Origin of the sequence: Nocardia sp. NPDC050630 (genome assembly GCF_044457245.1) — a bacterium.
Taxonomy (GTDB): Bacteria; Actinomycetota; Actinomycetes; order Mycobacteriales; family Mycobacteriaceae; genus Nocardia.
The window spans coordinates 16,558-30,554 of record NZ_JBITGN010000023.1; the positions used below are offsets into that span (position 1 = coordinate 16,558).

Sequence of the window (13,997 nt, forward strand, 5' to 3'; positions counted from 1 at the left end):
GAGCAAGAAAAATGACCGAACCACTCATCGAGCTGCGGAGCGCGACGAAGCGCTTCCCCGGCACCGGCGGCGGAATCCACACTGCCGTCCGCAATCTCGACCTCGCGGTGCAACCCGGCGAATTCGTCGCCGTGGTCGGCCCGACGGGCTGCGGAAAGTCGACGACGCTGTCGTTGGTCTCCGGGCTGGAGCCGGCCTCGGCCGGGCGGACGCTGGTGCGCGGCAAGGATGTCGACGGCATCCCGGACGGCATCGGCTACATGTTCCAGCAGGACGCGGTGCTGCCGTGGAAGAGCGTGATCGATAACGTCGCCCTCGGCCCGCGGCTGCGCGGCAAGTCCAAGGCCGAGGCGCGCGAACAGGCCCGCGGCTGGGTGCGCAAGGTCGGTCTCGCCGGATTCGAGAGCTACTACCCGCATCAGCTCTCCGGCGGCATGCGCAAGCGCGTCGCATTGGCGCAGACGCTGGTCAACGATCCCGAGATCCTGCTGATGGACGAGCCGTTCAGCGCGCTGGACGTGCAGACCAGGCAGTTGATGCAGGACGAGCTGCTGCGCGTGTGGGCGGGCACCGGCGCGGCCGTCATCTTCGTGACCCACGATCTGGAAGAGGCCATCGTGCTCGCCGACCGGGTCGTCGTCATGACCGCCAGCCCGGCCACGGTCTGCGGCAACTTCCCGGTGTCGCTGGAACGTCCGCGCGATGTCGAGGAGGTACGGCTCACCAACGAATTCCGGGATATCTACAAGGAAATTTGGGAAACGCTGCGCGATCAGGTCGAGGCAGCCCGAGGCAAGGGAGCCTCCCGTGTCGCATAACGTACTCGAAGATGTGGCGAAGTCCGCGCCCGAGGTCGAAATCGAAACCGAGGAGCAGATTCTCGCGCGCGTGCGGACCAACCTCCGGCGCAACCGGCTGCGTACCTGGGGTCTGCGGATCGCGCTGATCGCGGTGTGGCTGGGCGCCTGGGAGCTCACCGCCACGCTGTGGATCGACCCGTTCTTCTACTCCAAGCCCTCGCTGATCTGGGATCGGCTGGTCGAATGGTTCACCGATGGAACGCAATTCGGCTCGATTTGGCTGCAGATGTACACCACCGTGCAGGAAGCGGTGCTCGGCTTCGTCATCGGCGCGGTGGCCGGTGTCGTCCTCGGTACGCTGCTCGGCCGCAGCCGGTACTGGGCCGAGGTACTCGCACCGTTCATCAAGGCGCTCAATGCTGTTCCCCGTATCGTGCTGGCCTCGCTGTTCATCATCTGGTTCGGTCTCGGGCTCAGCTCGAAGGTCGCCACGGTCGTGGTGCTGGTGTTCTTCGCCGTGTTCTTCAATGCCTTCACCGGTGCGCGTGAGGTCGACGGCAATGTCATCAATAACGCCCGCATTCTCGGTGCGAGCAAGCGTCAGGTGTTGAGCTCGATCGTGCTCCCGAGCGCGACCACCTGGATCCTGTCCAGTCTGCACACCGCCTTCGGTTTCGCCCTGATCGGCGCGGTCGTCGGTGAATATGCCGGTGCGAGTAAGGGCTTGGGTCTGCTGATCAGCAATGCCCAGGGCACCTTCGATTCGGCCGGTATCTACGCGGGCATGATCATCATCACCGTTATCGCGCTGCTGGCCGAGTGGGCGATCAGTGCGGCGGAGGGCCGATTACTGAAATGGCGTCCGTCGCAGGCGACTTCGAGCCACGGGATCTGATCATGCGGTACGTCAAACATCTGACGATCATTCTCGGAGTCATCGCGGCACTGCTGCTGGCGACCGGTTGCCGGGACTCGCGAACCATTCCGATGGCAAACGGGCGGCCCCAGATCACCATTATGGTCGGCGGTTTGGAGAAGGTGATCTACCTACCCGCCATGCTTACCGAGAAGCTCGGATTCTTCGCGAAGAACGATATCGACGTCAAATTGCTCGGTGAGCAGTCCGGTGCCAGTGCCGAAACCGCGCTGCTGACCGGCGATGTGCAGGCCGTGGTCGGCTTCTACGACCACACCATCGACCTGCAGGCCAAGGAACAGTGCCTGACCTCGGTCGTCCAATTCGCCGATGTGCCAGGGGAAGTGGAACTCGTCTCCAAGGCGGATGCGGCCGGTATCAATTCGCTGGCCGACCTGCGCGGCAAGAACCTCGGTGTGACCTCGCTCGGCTCCTCGACCGACTTCCTCACCCAGGCGCTCACCGGGCAGGCCGGCATGACCACCGCCGACTACACGCGCGTGAAAGTCGGTGCGGGACAGACCTTTATCGCGGGTATGAACCACAACGGCATCGATGCCGGCATGACCACCGACCCGACGGTCGCCACCATGGTGAACTCCGGTGAGGCGAAGATTCTGGTGGATATGCGCACCGAGGAGGGCACCCGGGCGGCATTGGGCGGGCTGTATCCGGCATCGTCGCTGTACATGCGCTGCGACACCGTCGACGCGCATCCGGATATCGTGCAGAAGGTCGCGACGGCCTTCGTGCAGACGCTGCAGTGGATCAAGACGCACACCGCCGAGGAGATCGCCGCCAAGATGCCCTCGCAATACGCCAGTGCGGGCCGGGATCTCTATGTCCAATCCATCCGCGACTCGATCGGCATGTTCAACGGTAGCGGCCTGATGAAATCCGAAGGCGCCGAGAACGTGCTGAACGTGCTCGGCAAGTACTCGAAGAATGTGGCGCCGGTCAAGGACCGCATCGATTTGTCGAAGACCTACACGACTCGGTTCGTGCAGGAGGCGCTGCGCGCGAATCAGCAGTAGCGACACCACGAAATCCCATGGCGATCGGCGAACATCCGGTCGCCATGGGCTTTCGGCCGTTCACCTGGTCGGCGCGTCCTCGGTGTCGCTGGCTTTGAATTCGGCCTTCCATTCGCGGAAGCCCTCCTCGGTGCGTCCGCGCCGCCAATAGCCGGAGATCGAGGCCGCCCACTCCGCGGAGACGCCGCGCTCGCGGCGGATGTAGCGGCGCAGGTCCTGCATGACGGCGCGCGCCTCGCCGTGGATGAAGACCTGCACCCGGCCCTCGCGCCAGGTCGCCGCGCGCACGGCTTCGGCCAGTGCATCGCCGGGCTCGCGTGCGCCGCGGTGCAGCCAGGTCAGCTCGACGCCGGTCGGCTTGTCCAGCTTCAGTTCGTCCTCTGGTCCGGCGACCTCGACGAACCCGTGCCCGACCGCATCGGCGGGCATCCCCTCCAGCGCGACAGCGATCGCGGGCAGTGCCGCCTCGTCACCGGCCAGCAGATGCCAGTCGGCATCGACGCGCGGCGCATAGGCTCCGCCTGGTCCGAAGCAGTCGATGGTGTCGCCCTGCCGCGCCGACGCGGCCCACGGACCGGCAATGCCCTCGTCGCCGTGATACACGAAGTCCACGGCCAGCTCACCGGCATCCGGATCGACCGAGCGCACGGTGTAGGTGCGCAGCACATCTATTCCGTCGCGCGGGAAAATGAACTTCACATACGAGTCGGTGAACTCGCTCGGCCGGAACGCGAATCCGGGTCCGCCGAAATGCACCCGGATCAGATGCGGGGTCAGCCGCTCGGTGCGCTGCACCGTCAGGGTGGTGCGGGGTCTTGCCAAGGTAACCTCCACTAATTGCTAATTAGGCTTGCCTTACCAACCGTACTCGGTTCGGTTCATGCTGAGGGTTACCGCAGACGGGCGCGCCGTACATGGCACAGGATGATCGGCATGACGCAGACCGTGCCGAGCCCCGCCCACGCCGTCCAGCAGCGCTATCGGGATCCGAATTCGACCGAGCCCACCGCATGGAATCCGGTGCTGCAGGTGCTGCACGAGCACCGCTCGGTGCGCCGCTATCTCGCCGACCCGGTCTCCGACGCCACCCTGCGCCTGCTCATATCCGCGGCTCAGTCCGCGCCGAGTTCCTCCAATCTGCAGGTGTGGAGCGTCATCGCGGTCCGCGATTCGGCGCGCAAGGCTCGCCTCGCCGCGCTCGCCGGTGGGCAGGCGCATATCGAACAGGCACCGGTGCTGCTCGTGTTCACCGCCGATTTCGCCCGGCTGCGCCAACTCGCCGACGATCGCGAAGCGCCGCTGGCCGGAGCCGACTACCTCGAATCGAGCTATGTCGGTTTCATCGACGCCGCACTCGCCGCGCAGAACGCCGTCGTCGCGGCGGAATCCCTCGGCCTCGGAACCGTCTATATCGGTGCGATCCGCAATAATCCGGAACAGGTCGCGGTGGAACTGAAACTGCCCGACCAAGTGTTCGCCGTCTTCGGACTCGTTGTCGGACACCCGGACCCGAAGGAGGACGCCCGCGTCAAACCGCGCCTCCCGCAACCGGCCGTACTCCACCACGAAACCTACGACCTCCCCGCGCAACGCACCCACGTCGCGGCCTACGAAGAGCGCATCGCCGCGTTCTACGCCGAACAGCAATTGGCGCATTCCTGGACCGAACGCGTCCTGACTCGGCTGGCCTCCGCCGCGAGCCTGAACGGCCGCCACCGGCTCCGCGAGTCCCTGGCGAATCATGGCTTCCGCCTGCACTGATCGCACCGCGGTTCGGGTCGCGCGGCGCTCCGGTGGTGCGGCCGGTAGCGTGACGGGCTGATCGATCTCGAGCTCCAGGGGAAGGACCGCACGATCCATGACAGCCTCCGACCGTCAGCTACGAGCTGATTCGGCGCCCACGGCTCCATCCGGTGAAGAGGGGTACTCCCGGGGGCTGAGCCCACGGACCATCCAGATGATCGCGATCGGTGGTGCGATCGGCACTGGGCTCTTCTATGGTGCGGGTGGTGCGATCGAGCAGGCGGGGCCGGGGCTGATCCTGGCCTATCTCGCGGCGGGTCTGGCGATCTTCGTGATCATGCGGGCGCTCGGGGAGTTGCTGACCTACCGGCCGATTTCGGGCAGCTTCGCCGAGTACGCGCACGAATTCCTCGGCCGCTTCGCGGGATTCGTCACCGGGTGGTCGTACTGGGCGGTGTGGGTGGCGACCTGTATGGCCGAGATCACCGTCGCCGGGAAGTATGTGCAGTACTGGTTCGATATCGCGCCGTGGTTGACCGCGCTGGTGGTGTTGGCGGTCATGTTCTGCGCCAATCTGATCTCGGTGCGGCTGTTCGGTGAGGGCGAATTCTGGTTCTCCGCGATCAAGGTCACGGCGATCATCGCGATGATCCTCATCGGTATCGGGGTGCTGACGGTCGGCTTCGGCCATGCCGCCGATCCGACGGTCACCAACCTGTGGGCCGATGGCGGCGTGTTCCCGAACGGGTTCGGACAGTCGTTGCTGGTGCTGCAGATCGTGCTGTTCGCCTACGTCGGCGTCGAACTGGTCGGCGTGACCGCGGGTGAGGCGCGGGATCCGCGCCAGACGCTGCGCAAGGCGATCAATACCCTGCCGTTCCGCATCGGCCTGTTCTATGTCGGCGCGCTCGTGGTGATCATGTCGGTGGCCAGTTGGCGCAACTTCCACGCGGGCAAGAGTCCGTTCGTCGAGGTGTTCCAGCAGATCGGTATTCCGGGTGCCGCGGGCATCATCAATTTCGTACTGCTCACCGCGGCGCTGTCGTCGTGCAATTCGGGCATCTACTCCACCGGCCGCATGCTGCGCACCCTGTCGCTGCACGGGGAAGCTCCCGCGCGGTTGAACAAGCTGAGTTCGCGTGCGGTGCCGTATGTCGGCATCACCGCTTCGGCGGCGGCGATGGTCATCGGTGTGATCGTCAATGTGATCTCGCCGGATAAGGCATTCAACTACATCACCTCGGTCAGCACCATCGGCATCATCTTCGTCTGGGGCGTAATCTTGGTGTGCCACTTGGTCTATCGCGCCAAGGTCGGTCGTGGCGAGCTGCCCGCCAGCGATTACCGTCTGCCCGGTGCTCCGATCAGCACCTGGTTGGCGTTGGCTTTCCTGGGTTTGGTTGTCGTCCTGTTGTTCTGGACCGACAGCGGGCGCACCGCGATTATCGTCGGAGCGGTCTGGGGTGTGCTTGTCGGCGGCGGCTATCTGGCGATGACCAAGTTCGGCAAGGGCGGCGCGGTAACCGAACCGGTGGCATAGGGAGGTCGCCGGGGGCGTCCGGCGGGGCCGTTTCTGATGTCGGCTCGTGCGAGACTGGCCGGATGGCTGTGAATCGAGATGCCGATGCCAGCAGGTTGGCCGCCGAGTCGCTTGCGCAGGATGACCCGACGGGGTGGTTCGAGCGACTGTATGCGGAGGCGGCCGCTGGGGCGGCGGTGGTGCCGTGGGATCGTGATCAGCCCAATCCGATGCTGGTCGAGTGGGCCGAGCGACGCACGTCCGACCGTGCCGGACGTCGGGCATTGGTAATCGGCTGCGGATACGGGCAGGACGCGGAGTACATCGGCCGGCTCGGTTTCGCGACCATCGCCTTCGATATTTCGTCGACCGCGATCGCCGAAGTGCGCCAACGGTTTCCGGAGTCATCTGTTGAGTATGTGGTGGCCGATCTGCTGGATCCGCCCGACGCGTGGTGGGAAGCGTTCGATCTCGTTGTCGAGTCGATTACGGTGCAGTCGATGCCGGTGTCGGTGCGCGATACCGCGATCGCCAATATCCGGCGGGCCGTGGCACCCGGTGGTCAGTTGGTCGTGATCGCCGGAATCAGGGCGGAGGGACAGCAGGTCAGCGGACCGCCGTGGCCACTGACCCGGTCGGAGATCAATTCGTTTGCTGCTGAGGGACTTCGGGCAGTGGATATCGAAGCGGATCACGAGAGGCAACGGTGGCGGGCCGAATTCACCCGCTCGGCTGCTGGATAAGCCACACCGGAGAGGCAGATGACCGCTGTCGAGTTCCGGTGTCCAGCGACCAACGCGGTGATCTCCGAATGCACATTGCGCCGCATCCACAACTCGACGGTCTCGGCATCCCATCGCCGTGCCCGGGTCGCCGACCACGGTGCCGCCGCTGGCACCGCGCGACATCCGACCCAACCGCTGCAGACCGACATAGGCATCCAGCATGGCGGCGCGACGGCCACCGCATCGAATCCGTCGCGACGCAATTGGAGAGCCGCCGTCAATGCGGCAAGTCCGCGCCGATTACCGCGATATCCATCGTGTGCTCGACACCCATGGCGACCACCGATCCACCAATGACCGATCGATCTACGACTCGGTCGTATGCTCCGACGTTAGGGCATGCGATCCCGGCAATGCTCCGAACAGCGCGGTTTCCTTGCATCAAGCCCCGAATCGCCCCACTGTGATCATGAACCCGATGTGCCCACGGAGGTAACCATGACAGAGCGCACGCTGGCGGAACTGATATCCGAGGACCTACCCCCTGGCATTGCCGCGCTGAGCTCGGAGCACCAAGCCGAACTCGCCCAGGCGGTAGTCGATGCCCGATGGCGGCAGGCCGACGAGCTCAAGGCCGCCGCCTTCGGAATGCTCGACTTCCTGCCGCGCTTTCTGCGCGGCCCGGTCAAGAAGGCGGCCGGGCTGTGACGGCGCAGTTACTGAAACTCGCACGGACACTGGGTGTTCCGGCCGATCAGCTCGCCTATCTGGCTGACGTACCCGATGCGGATCTGCGGGAATTCCGTCGCCAGGTCACCGATCTTTTCGTGGCCGGACAGGAAGCCGGATTGCGTCGGGTCGCCCAGGCGTCCAAGGTGATTCCGACGCCCATCACCGCGAAAATGGTGGCCCGCAGCCGCGGTGCGCTGCTCGCGGCCCGGATGTCGGGCGTGCTCGATCCGTCGCACGCGGTGGAGGTCGCCAAGCGCCTGCCGGTCGATTTCCTCGCCGATATTGCCGCACAACTCGATCCACGCCATTGCGCGGCCGTTATCGGTGGTCTGCCCGAGGCCACCATTGTCGCGGTCGGCAAAGAGCTCGCGGCACGCGAAGATTGGATTACCCTCGGCGAGCTGGTCTCCTCGATTCCGGATACCGCCGCCCGCGCCACCGAATCCGCACTCGATGGCATCGCACTCGTTCGCTCGGCCCACCTCGTCGACGATGCCGCGCAACTGGAACGTTTCGTCAACCTGGCCTCGCCCGACAAACTCACCGAAATGCTGCGTGCCACAGCCGAAAACGACCTCTGGTCGCAATACCGCGGCACACTGAACGCCCTCTCCGAATCCGCCGTCGATGCTGTCCGCGCCGCCGCCGAACAATTACCCACTCAACAGCGTGACCGCGCGCTGGCCGAAATCGCCGAGCGGAGCGTCTCATAACGTGCTAGGCGGCGTTCGTGCCTCGGCGCGGCATCATCGCGGAGGCGGTCACCATGACCAAGGCCATCGCGGCCACCGCGAGGAAGACCAGATGCACCGCCGAGGACAGCAATGCCGGAGCCGGATGGTCGGTGTCGCCGACGCGCGAGTTCACGATCGCGCCGAATATCGCGACACCGACCGCACTGCCCAATGATCGGGCGAACATATTCGCCGAGGTGACCACGCCGCGCTCCGACCACTGCGCCGTGGTCTGGGCCGCTATCAGGGTGGGTGTGGCGACCAAGCCCATGCCGGTGCCGATCAGGAAACATGAAGCGGCGACCTGGATCAGCGTGGAATTCTCATCGATCAGCAGGGTGGTCGCGGCCCCTACCGTGGCCAGAGTGCTGCCGATCAGCGCGGTCGCGCGAAAACCGATGCGCAGGTAGACCTTTCCGGCCTGGGATGCGGCCAGCGGCCAGCCGAGGGTGAGCGCACCGACGGTAAGACCAGCGATCAGTGCCCCGGTTCCGAGCACACCTTGGGTGAAAGTCGGCACATACGAGGTCATGCCGAGCAGGATCGCACCGACCAGCACCGAGACCAGACTGCTGGCGATAATGACCCGTCGCGTGAAAACCCACAGCGGCAGAATCGGATTCGCGGCTCGTCGCTCGACCAGGGCGAACAGCACCAGCACGGATGCGCTGCCGACGAAGATGCCGATGCCGGTCGACGACAACCAGGCCCAGGCCTGTCCGCCCTCGAGCAAACCGAGAATCAGCGCCCCCGCCCCGACGGTGAGCAGTGCCGCACCGAGATAGTCGACGCGCTGCTTGCGGCGTGGGGTGCTCTCCTGGAAGTTGCGGACCAGCATCCACCCGGCGAGTGCGGACAGCGGGATATTGATCAGGAAGATCCAGCGCCAGCTGACGTATTCGGCGAAGAGCCCGCCCAGCAGTGGTCCCACCACCGCCGAGATCGCCCACACACTGGCCAGATAGCCCTGTACCTTGGCACGTTCGGTGAGGGTGTAGAGATCGCCCGCGATGGTCATGGTCATCGGCATGATGGCGCCCGCGCCGATACCCTGCACCGCGCGGAAAATGATCAGGCCCAACATGCTCGTCGCCGCACCGCACAGCAATGAGCCGAGCGCGAAAACCGCGATACCGAACAGGATTACCGGTTTGCGCCCGAACGTATCGGCGACCTTGCCGTATACCGGAACGGTAACCGCTTGTGTCAGTAGATAAATCGAGAACAACCACGGGAATTGCGAGAATCCGCCGAGGCTGTCGGTGATGGTCAGCACCGCGGTCGCGATTATGGTGGAATCCAGCGCGACCAGTCCCGTCGCGAGCATCAGCGAAGCAAGGATCGCACCTCGATCGGATCGCAGACCTACCGACGACTCCACTGCCTCGGTTGCCACCGACCGGCCCCTCTCCTTCGCTTCACTAACCACCCCGAAGCAACGTATCGCGGCCGCAGCTATTCCCGCACGGAATTATTTCGGCACCGGATCGGTCGCGATCTCCCGTGCCGTCACCTGCCTTGCCGGGCAGCCGCATCCAGGGTGCCGCTTGGGTTACCCGGCTCCTCAGGCGAAAGCGAACCTACTGAATGCTTACGTGCTTTCCGTTGCACTCGTGCTGAAAGTGACTGCTAGACAAGGTGCTGAAATTTCTCAGGTTCTCCATCTACTATTCACCTCAGTAGTTGGAGCACCGAGGCAAAGGAGCCATGATGCATCGAACAACAACCACGACCAAGCACGGTGACGCACGAGGCAGAGCCCTCGCACTGCTCGTCGGCGCGATCACCCTGGGCGCGGTGATCGGCGCGGGCGAGGCGTCCGCGATTCCGGGCGCGCGCTCGGACCACTCGAACAATCGCGGCAGTACCAGCGGTCGTGATACCACCGGCTGGCATCACATCGATCCGTTCGGCTACCACCACACCCCGCAGAATTCGTTGCGGCGCAACGAACAACAGAACAATCTGCGCGAATATCGCAGCCGGAACGCGTCCGGCACGGATACTTCCGGCAACCGCACCGGCGGCACGACGACATGGACCCGGGTCCCGCGTCCGAACGGCGACGGCTGGACGGTATGCCGCGCCGCGGCGAGGACGTGCTGATTGTCGCGGCTAGCTCGACTGCGCGAAAGGCGAAGGCACTCATCCTGCTGTGGCGCAATGTAGGCCGCCACATCGCGTTTCCTAGGGCTGCCAGGTGATCCGACCGCCCTGGAAGTCCTGCGCCTTCCCGCCCTCGTAGTCGTACTCCTCGCCCGTCGGGAATCCGTACCGTCCGGATTCCTGACCATTGGACACCCACAGATCGCGGATCGCACCCCAGACGACATGCGCACCCGAACGTGGGGACCAATAGATCGCGCCACCCGGAAACAGGTTGTAGCGCCCGTTGTCCGCGCGGGCGGCCGCCTCGTCGGTGAGTGGGAACCCGAGTGCGCCGCCTTCCCAGCCGTAGGCACCCCACTTATCGCGGATCGCCCCGCCGATCTGGTGCGCGGCGGTGCCGAGGGACCAATAGATGGACCCTCCCTGGAAAACGTTGTAGGCGCCGGACCCCGACGGCGTGGACAGCTGACGGGTGACGGGGTACCGCAGTTTGCCGGTCTCCCAGCCGAGGTCGCGCCACTTGTCGCGGATCGCGCCGCTGACCGCATTCGCACCGGTATCGGGATGCCAATAGATAGCGGCATTGCGCTCGAACGTTTGATACCGGCCGCCGTTGGCGGCATCGAGTTCGGGTCCGGTCGGGTCGCCGAGCACACCGGGGCCGCCCACCTGGTCGTATTCGACCTCGATGGCTCCCCCGACGTCGAACGGACCGACAGGGCGTGCCGTTGCGGTGCCGAGACCGACGCTGAGCAGCAACGCCAGTGCGGCGGTGGCCGATGTAAGTGCCGCCCGCGCGTGCGATCCGGAAAGGGTGCGAATCAGCCGTACCAATTTGACTCCTGAACAGGTCGTAGTCGAACACGAACAGGTGTGAATTCTCGGACTGTCATCTGGCCGTCGACAGCCCTATTGGTGGTATAACGGTGACCGTTAGCGTGCCTAGCTTTCTCGGAACGTGCGATCGGTCGCGACGGGGTGGGGCACAAGCAGTTCCACCAGGTCCCTGGCCCGTGCGGCGGGTCCGTTCGCGCCGAACGCCTGGACAGTAGCGTAGACGCCTTCCATCACGAGCATCAGCTGGTCGGCGAGTATCGCCGGATCGTCGAGCGCGACCGTTTTGCCCAATTCGTCCACCAGATCGGCGAACTGGCCCCGCACCCATACCTTCATGGCCACTGCGTGCTTATGACTGGCGAGATCTCGATCGGGCAGTTCACCGAGCGCGATGAGGAATGGGCAACCGCGACACACATCGGGGCGGACCTGCTCCGCGAGCGCATCGAAGACCGCGAGAATGCGACCCCGCGGATCGAGACCGCGATCGGCGGCGGCGCTGAACCACTCCCGATAGTGCTGATCCTCGCCCTGGCCCAACACCCTCGGCCATTACGGTGAATTCATATCGCCGGTCGTCACCGACGCCGATATGAATTCTTGGCTGCACGAGACCGATGACGCCATCCCGAGCATTGCGGCGATCACCGCGCTGGATCGGGTCGGTTCAGGGCGCTGATTTCGCCGACGCCGTGGCGTTCTTGCCGCCGATGACAGACGTTGGTCACCGGGCAGACCCTGGAAGTAAACGGCGCACGCTATCTCGGGCCAAAGGCGCAAGCCTGGTGAATCGACGCCCCCGCCGGGCTAGGGTAAGGCATATGGTGGAGTCGACGAGGATTGTGCTGGCATCCCGGCCGGAGGGCGCACCGACCCCGGCGAATTTCGGCATCGAAACCGCGGTACTTCCCGAGCCCGGCGAGGGCCAGGTGCTGCTGCGCACCCTGTATCTATCCCTCGATCCGTATATGCGCGGGCGAATGAGTGCCGCCGAGTCGTATGCGGCGCCGGTCGGGATCGGCGATGTGATGGTCGGCGGGACCGTCGCCGAGGTACTCGAATCCCGGGACCCGTCGGTCGCGAAAGGTGATGTGGTGCAAGCCTATTCGGGCTGGCAGACGCATCAGGTCGCGCCCGCGTCTGGCCTGCGCAAGCTGGATCCGGACGAAGCGCCGGTATCGACCGCGCTCGGTGTGCTCGGTATGCCGGGGTTCACGGCGTATTCCGGGCTATTGAAGATCGGGCAGCCGAAGGCGGGGGAGACCCTGGTGGTCGCCGCGGCCAGCGGCCCGGTTGGTTCCGCTGTCGGCCAGATTGCCCGCATCAAGGGTGCCCGGGCGGTCGGCATTGCGGGCGGCCCGGAGAAATGCGCCCATGTGCGTGAAGAATTGGGCTTCGACGCCGCAATCGACCATCGCGCACCGGATTTCGCCGATCAACTGCGCGCCGCGGTACCTGATGGCATCGATATCTATTTCGAAAATGTCGGCGGCGCGGTGGCGGACGCGGTCTATCCACTGCTGAATACCTATGCGCGCGTGCCGGTTTGCGGACTCATCGCGAATTACAACGCGACCAGCGCACCCGAGGGAACCGATCGCCTGCCCGGCTTCTACGGCCGCATTCTGACCAAGAGTCTGACGGTGCGCGGATTCATTCAGACCGAATTCGTCCGGGAGATGTACAAGGACTTCCTGCGCGAGATGTCCGGCTGGATCGCCGAGGATCGGGTCCGCTACCGCGAGGACATTGTCGAAGGCCTCGAGCATGCACCAGAGGCGTTCATCGGCATGCTCGAGGGCCGTAACTTCGGCAAACTCGTGGTGCGAGTCGGGTAGCGGGCCCGGATCGGACTACACCGGCTGGGGCGACAGTACGATCTTGGCCGATCGCCCCGGTGTTTCGCTCGCCGCGGCGGCATCGGCGGCGGACTCCAGCGGATAGACGGCCTCCACGTCGAGGCGCAGCGCGCCGGTTGCCGCCATCGTGACGAGTTCGCCGATCAGGCGCCGCATATCCTCGCGGCTGGTCTGCTCGGCTCGCTTGGAACCCCAGAAGCCCTTGACCACGGCCTGTTTGAAGATCAGCGGAGCCGGGTTGATGGACAGCGGCTGACCGGACAGTGCACCGAACGAGATCAGCTCACCGTCCTGACCGAGCAGCGAAAGCAGGGCATCGGCGGCCCGCCCACCGACCTGATCCACCGCGCGCACGATCGGCGCACCCGCCGTGGCCGCGACGGCCCGGTCGAGCCAGCCCTCGGATTCGGTATCGAAGACCGGCTCGAAACCCAACTCCCGCAACGACTCAACCGAAGCCGAGCCGCGAACCAGATTGAGCACATTGAGACCGCGTTGCCGCGCAAGCACATTCACCAGGCGACCGACCGCACCATTGGCGGCATTGATCGCGATCCAGTCGCCCGGTGAAACCCGCAAGTCCTCCAGCAGCATCAGGGAACTGAGCGGCATCGCGAGCAATTGTGCCGCCGTCTCATCGGAAATGCTGTCCGGCAGCGGAACCACCTGCGTCGCCTTGGCCAGGAAATACTCGGCCCACACATTGTGGATGCCGGACACGCTCACGCGCTGACCGACTTCCAGTCCGTGCACATCCGATCCCAATGCATCGATTCGGCCAACGGCCTCGGTGCCGGGAACGGCTGGCAGCGGGGGCTTGTAGCCGTAGACCCCGCGAATGGTCGCCAAGTCGTGGTTGTGAATGGGCGCGAGGATGAGTTCGATCCGCACCTGTCCGGGCCCGGGTTCGGGCGTCGGCTGCTGTGCGGTGGTGAGCACATCCTTCGGCTCGCCGAAACGTTCGATGACTACGGCACGCATGTGGATTC

At 65.0% G+C, this 13,997-nt stretch carries 15 protein-coding genes; 10 read left to right on the plus strand and 5 right to left on the minus strand.

What is annotated here, in order from left to right:
* Window positions 1–11: 11 nt before the first annotated feature.
* From ACIBG0_RS35885 to ACIBG0_RS35895, 3 genes are read left to right on the plus strand one after another with little or no spacing between them, the layout of a single operon-like run.
* On the plus strand, window positions 12–818 hold the full coding sequence (locus ACIBG0_RS35885) for an ABC transporter ATP-binding protein (protein ID WP_397038920.1): 807 nt from the start codon (window positions 12–14) through the stop codon (window positions 816–818).
* Complete coding sequence (locus ACIBG0_RS35890; RefSeq protein WP_397038922.1) at window positions 808–1,695, plus strand: ABC transporter permease; 888 nt, start codon at window positions 808–810, stop codon at window positions 1,693–1,695. Before ACIBG0_RS35885 ends, ACIBG0_RS35890 begins: the two co-directional genes overlap by 11 nt.
* Complete coding sequence (locus tag ACIBG0_RS35895) at window positions 1,656–2,750, plus strand: ABC transporter substrate-binding protein (RefSeq protein ID WP_397038924.1); 1,095 nt, start codon at window positions 1,656–1,658, stop codon at window positions 2,748–2,750. Before ACIBG0_RS35890 ends, ACIBG0_RS35895 begins: the two co-directional genes overlap by 40 nt.
* A 60-nt stretch (window positions 2,751–2,810) precedes the next feature.
* On the opposite strand, the gene ACIBG0_RS35900 is transcribed toward ACIBG0_RS35895, so the two are convergent.
* Window positions 2,811–3,572 (minus strand): siderophore-interacting protein, encoded by a 762-nt coding sequence (locus tag ACIBG0_RS35900; protein ID WP_397038926.1) that lies wholly within the window; start codon window positions 3,570–3,572, stop codon window positions 2,811–2,813.
* Window positions 3,573–3,683: 111 nt separating this feature from the next.
* On the opposite strand from ACIBG0_RS35900, the gene ACIBG0_RS35905 reads away from it, so the two are divergent.
* The 5 genes from ACIBG0_RS35905 (at window position 3,684) to ACIBG0_RS35925 (ending at window position 8,182) form a co-directional block, all read left to right on the plus strand.
* Complete coding sequence (locus tag ACIBG0_RS35905) at window positions 3,684–4,511, plus strand: NADPH-dependent oxidoreductase (RefSeq protein ID WP_397038927.1); 828 nt, start codon at window positions 3,684–3,686, stop codon at window positions 4,509–4,511.
* A 97-nt stretch (window positions 4,512–4,608) separates the two neighbouring features.
* A complete protein-coding gene (locus ACIBG0_RS35910; protein WP_397038928.1) occupies window positions 4,609–6,033 on the plus strand; it encodes an amino acid permease in 1,425 nt (474 codons plus the stop codon).
* 62 nt (window positions 6,034–6,095) lie between these two features.
* Complete coding sequence (locus tag ACIBG0_RS35915) at window positions 6,096–6,755, plus strand: class I SAM-dependent methyltransferase (RefSeq protein WP_397038930.1); 660 nt, start codon at window positions 6,096–6,098, stop codon at window positions 6,753–6,755.
* Window positions 6,756–7,235: 480 nt separating this feature from the next.
* Window positions 7,236–7,445: a hypothetical protein gene (locus ACIBG0_RS35920; protein ID WP_397038931.1), complete on the plus strand. Its 210-nt coding sequence runs from the start codon at window positions 7,236–7,238 to the stop codon at window positions 7,443–7,445.
* On the plus strand, window positions 7,442–8,182 hold the full coding sequence (locus ACIBG0_RS35925) for a hypothetical protein (RefSeq protein ID WP_397038932.1): 741 nt from the start codon (window positions 7,442–7,444) through the stop codon (window positions 8,180–8,182). Before ACIBG0_RS35920 ends, ACIBG0_RS35925 begins: the two co-directional genes overlap by 4 nt.
* A gap of 4 nt (window positions 8,183–8,186) precedes the next feature.
* On the opposite strand, the gene ACIBG0_RS35930 is transcribed toward ACIBG0_RS35925, so the two are convergent.
* Complete coding sequence (locus tag ACIBG0_RS35930; protein WP_397038934.1) at window positions 8,187–9,599, minus strand: MDR family MFS transporter; 1,413 nt, start codon at window positions 9,597–9,599, stop codon at window positions 8,187–8,189.
* Between the two features lie 314 nt (window positions 9,600–9,913).
* On the opposite strand from ACIBG0_RS35930, the gene ACIBG0_RS35935 reads away from it, so the two are divergent.
* Complete coding sequence (locus tag ACIBG0_RS35935) at window positions 9,914–10,309, plus strand: hypothetical protein (protein ID WP_397038936.1); 396 nt, start codon at window positions 9,914–9,916, stop codon at window positions 10,307–10,309.
* A gap of 81 nt (window positions 10,310–10,390) precedes the next feature.
* On the opposite strand, the gene ACIBG0_RS35940 is transcribed toward ACIBG0_RS35935, so the two are convergent.
* Both ACIBG0_RS35940 and ACIBG0_RS35945 read right to left on the minus strand, forming a co-directional pair.
* Window positions 10,391–11,146, minus strand: coding sequence for an LGFP repeat-containing protein (locus ACIBG0_RS35940; RefSeq protein ID WP_397038938.1), 756 nt, complete (start codon window positions 11,144–11,146; stop codon window positions 10,391–10,393).
* A gap of 108 nt (window positions 11,147–11,254) precedes the next feature.
* Window positions 11,255–11,692: a TetR family transcriptional regulator C-terminal domain-containing protein gene (locus ACIBG0_RS35945; protein WP_397038940.1), complete on the minus strand. Its 438-nt coding sequence runs from the start codon at window positions 11,690–11,692 to the stop codon at window positions 11,255–11,257.
* Between the two features lie 278 nt (window positions 11,693–11,970).
* Here ACIBG0_RS35945 and ACIBG0_RS35950 point away from each other — a divergent pair, with 278 nt between their 5' ends.
* Complete coding sequence (locus ACIBG0_RS35950; RefSeq protein ID WP_397038942.1) at window positions 11,971–12,987, plus strand: NADP-dependent oxidoreductase; 1,017 nt, start codon at window positions 11,971–11,973, stop codon at window positions 12,985–12,987.
* 15 nt (window positions 12,988–13,002) lie between these two features.
* Here ACIBG0_RS35950 and ACIBG0_RS35955 read toward each other — a convergent pair whose 3' ends face one another.
* Window positions 13,003–13,989, minus strand: coding sequence for a zinc-binding dehydrogenase (locus ACIBG0_RS35955; protein ID WP_397038944.1), 987 nt, complete (start codon window positions 13,987–13,989; stop codon window positions 13,003–13,005).
* Window positions 13,990–13,997: the final 8 nt, after the last annotated feature.

Coding starts and splice junctions, on each gene's coding strand:
- ACIBG0_RS35955 (WP_397038944.1), bottom strand. CDS start 13,989: ATGCGTGCCGTAGTCATCGAACGTTTCGGCGAGCCGAAGGATGTGCTC.
- ACIBG0_RS35895 (WP_397038924.1), top strand. CDS start 1,656: ATGGCGTCCGTCGCAGGCGACTTCGAGCCACGGGATCTGATCATGCGG.
- ACIBG0_RS35935 (WP_397038936.1), top strand. CDS start 9,914: ATGCATCGAACAACAACCACGACCAAGCACGGTGACGCACGAGGCAGA.
- ACIBG0_RS35905 (WP_397038927.1), top strand. CDS start 3,684: ATGACGCAGACCGTGCCGAGCCCCGCCCACGCCGTCCAGCAGCGCTAT.
- ACIBG0_RS35950 (WP_397038942.1), top strand. CDS start 11,971: ATGGTGGAGTCGACGAGGATTGTGCTGGCATCCCGGCCGGAGGGCGCA.
- ACIBG0_RS35885 (WP_397038920.1), top strand. CDS start 12: ATGACCGAACCACTCATCGAGCTGCGGAGCGCGACGAAGCGCTTCCCC.
- ACIBG0_RS35920 (WP_397038931.1), top strand. CDS start 7,236: ATGACAGAGCGCACGCTGGCGGAACTGATATCCGAGGACCTACCCCCT.
- ACIBG0_RS35915 (WP_397038930.1), top strand. CDS start 6,096: ATGGCTGTGAATCGAGATGCCGATGCCAGCAGGTTGGCCGCCGAGTCG.
- ACIBG0_RS35910 (WP_397038928.1), top strand. CDS start 4,609: ATGACAGCCTCCGACCGTCAGCTACGAGCTGATTCGGCGCCCACGGCT.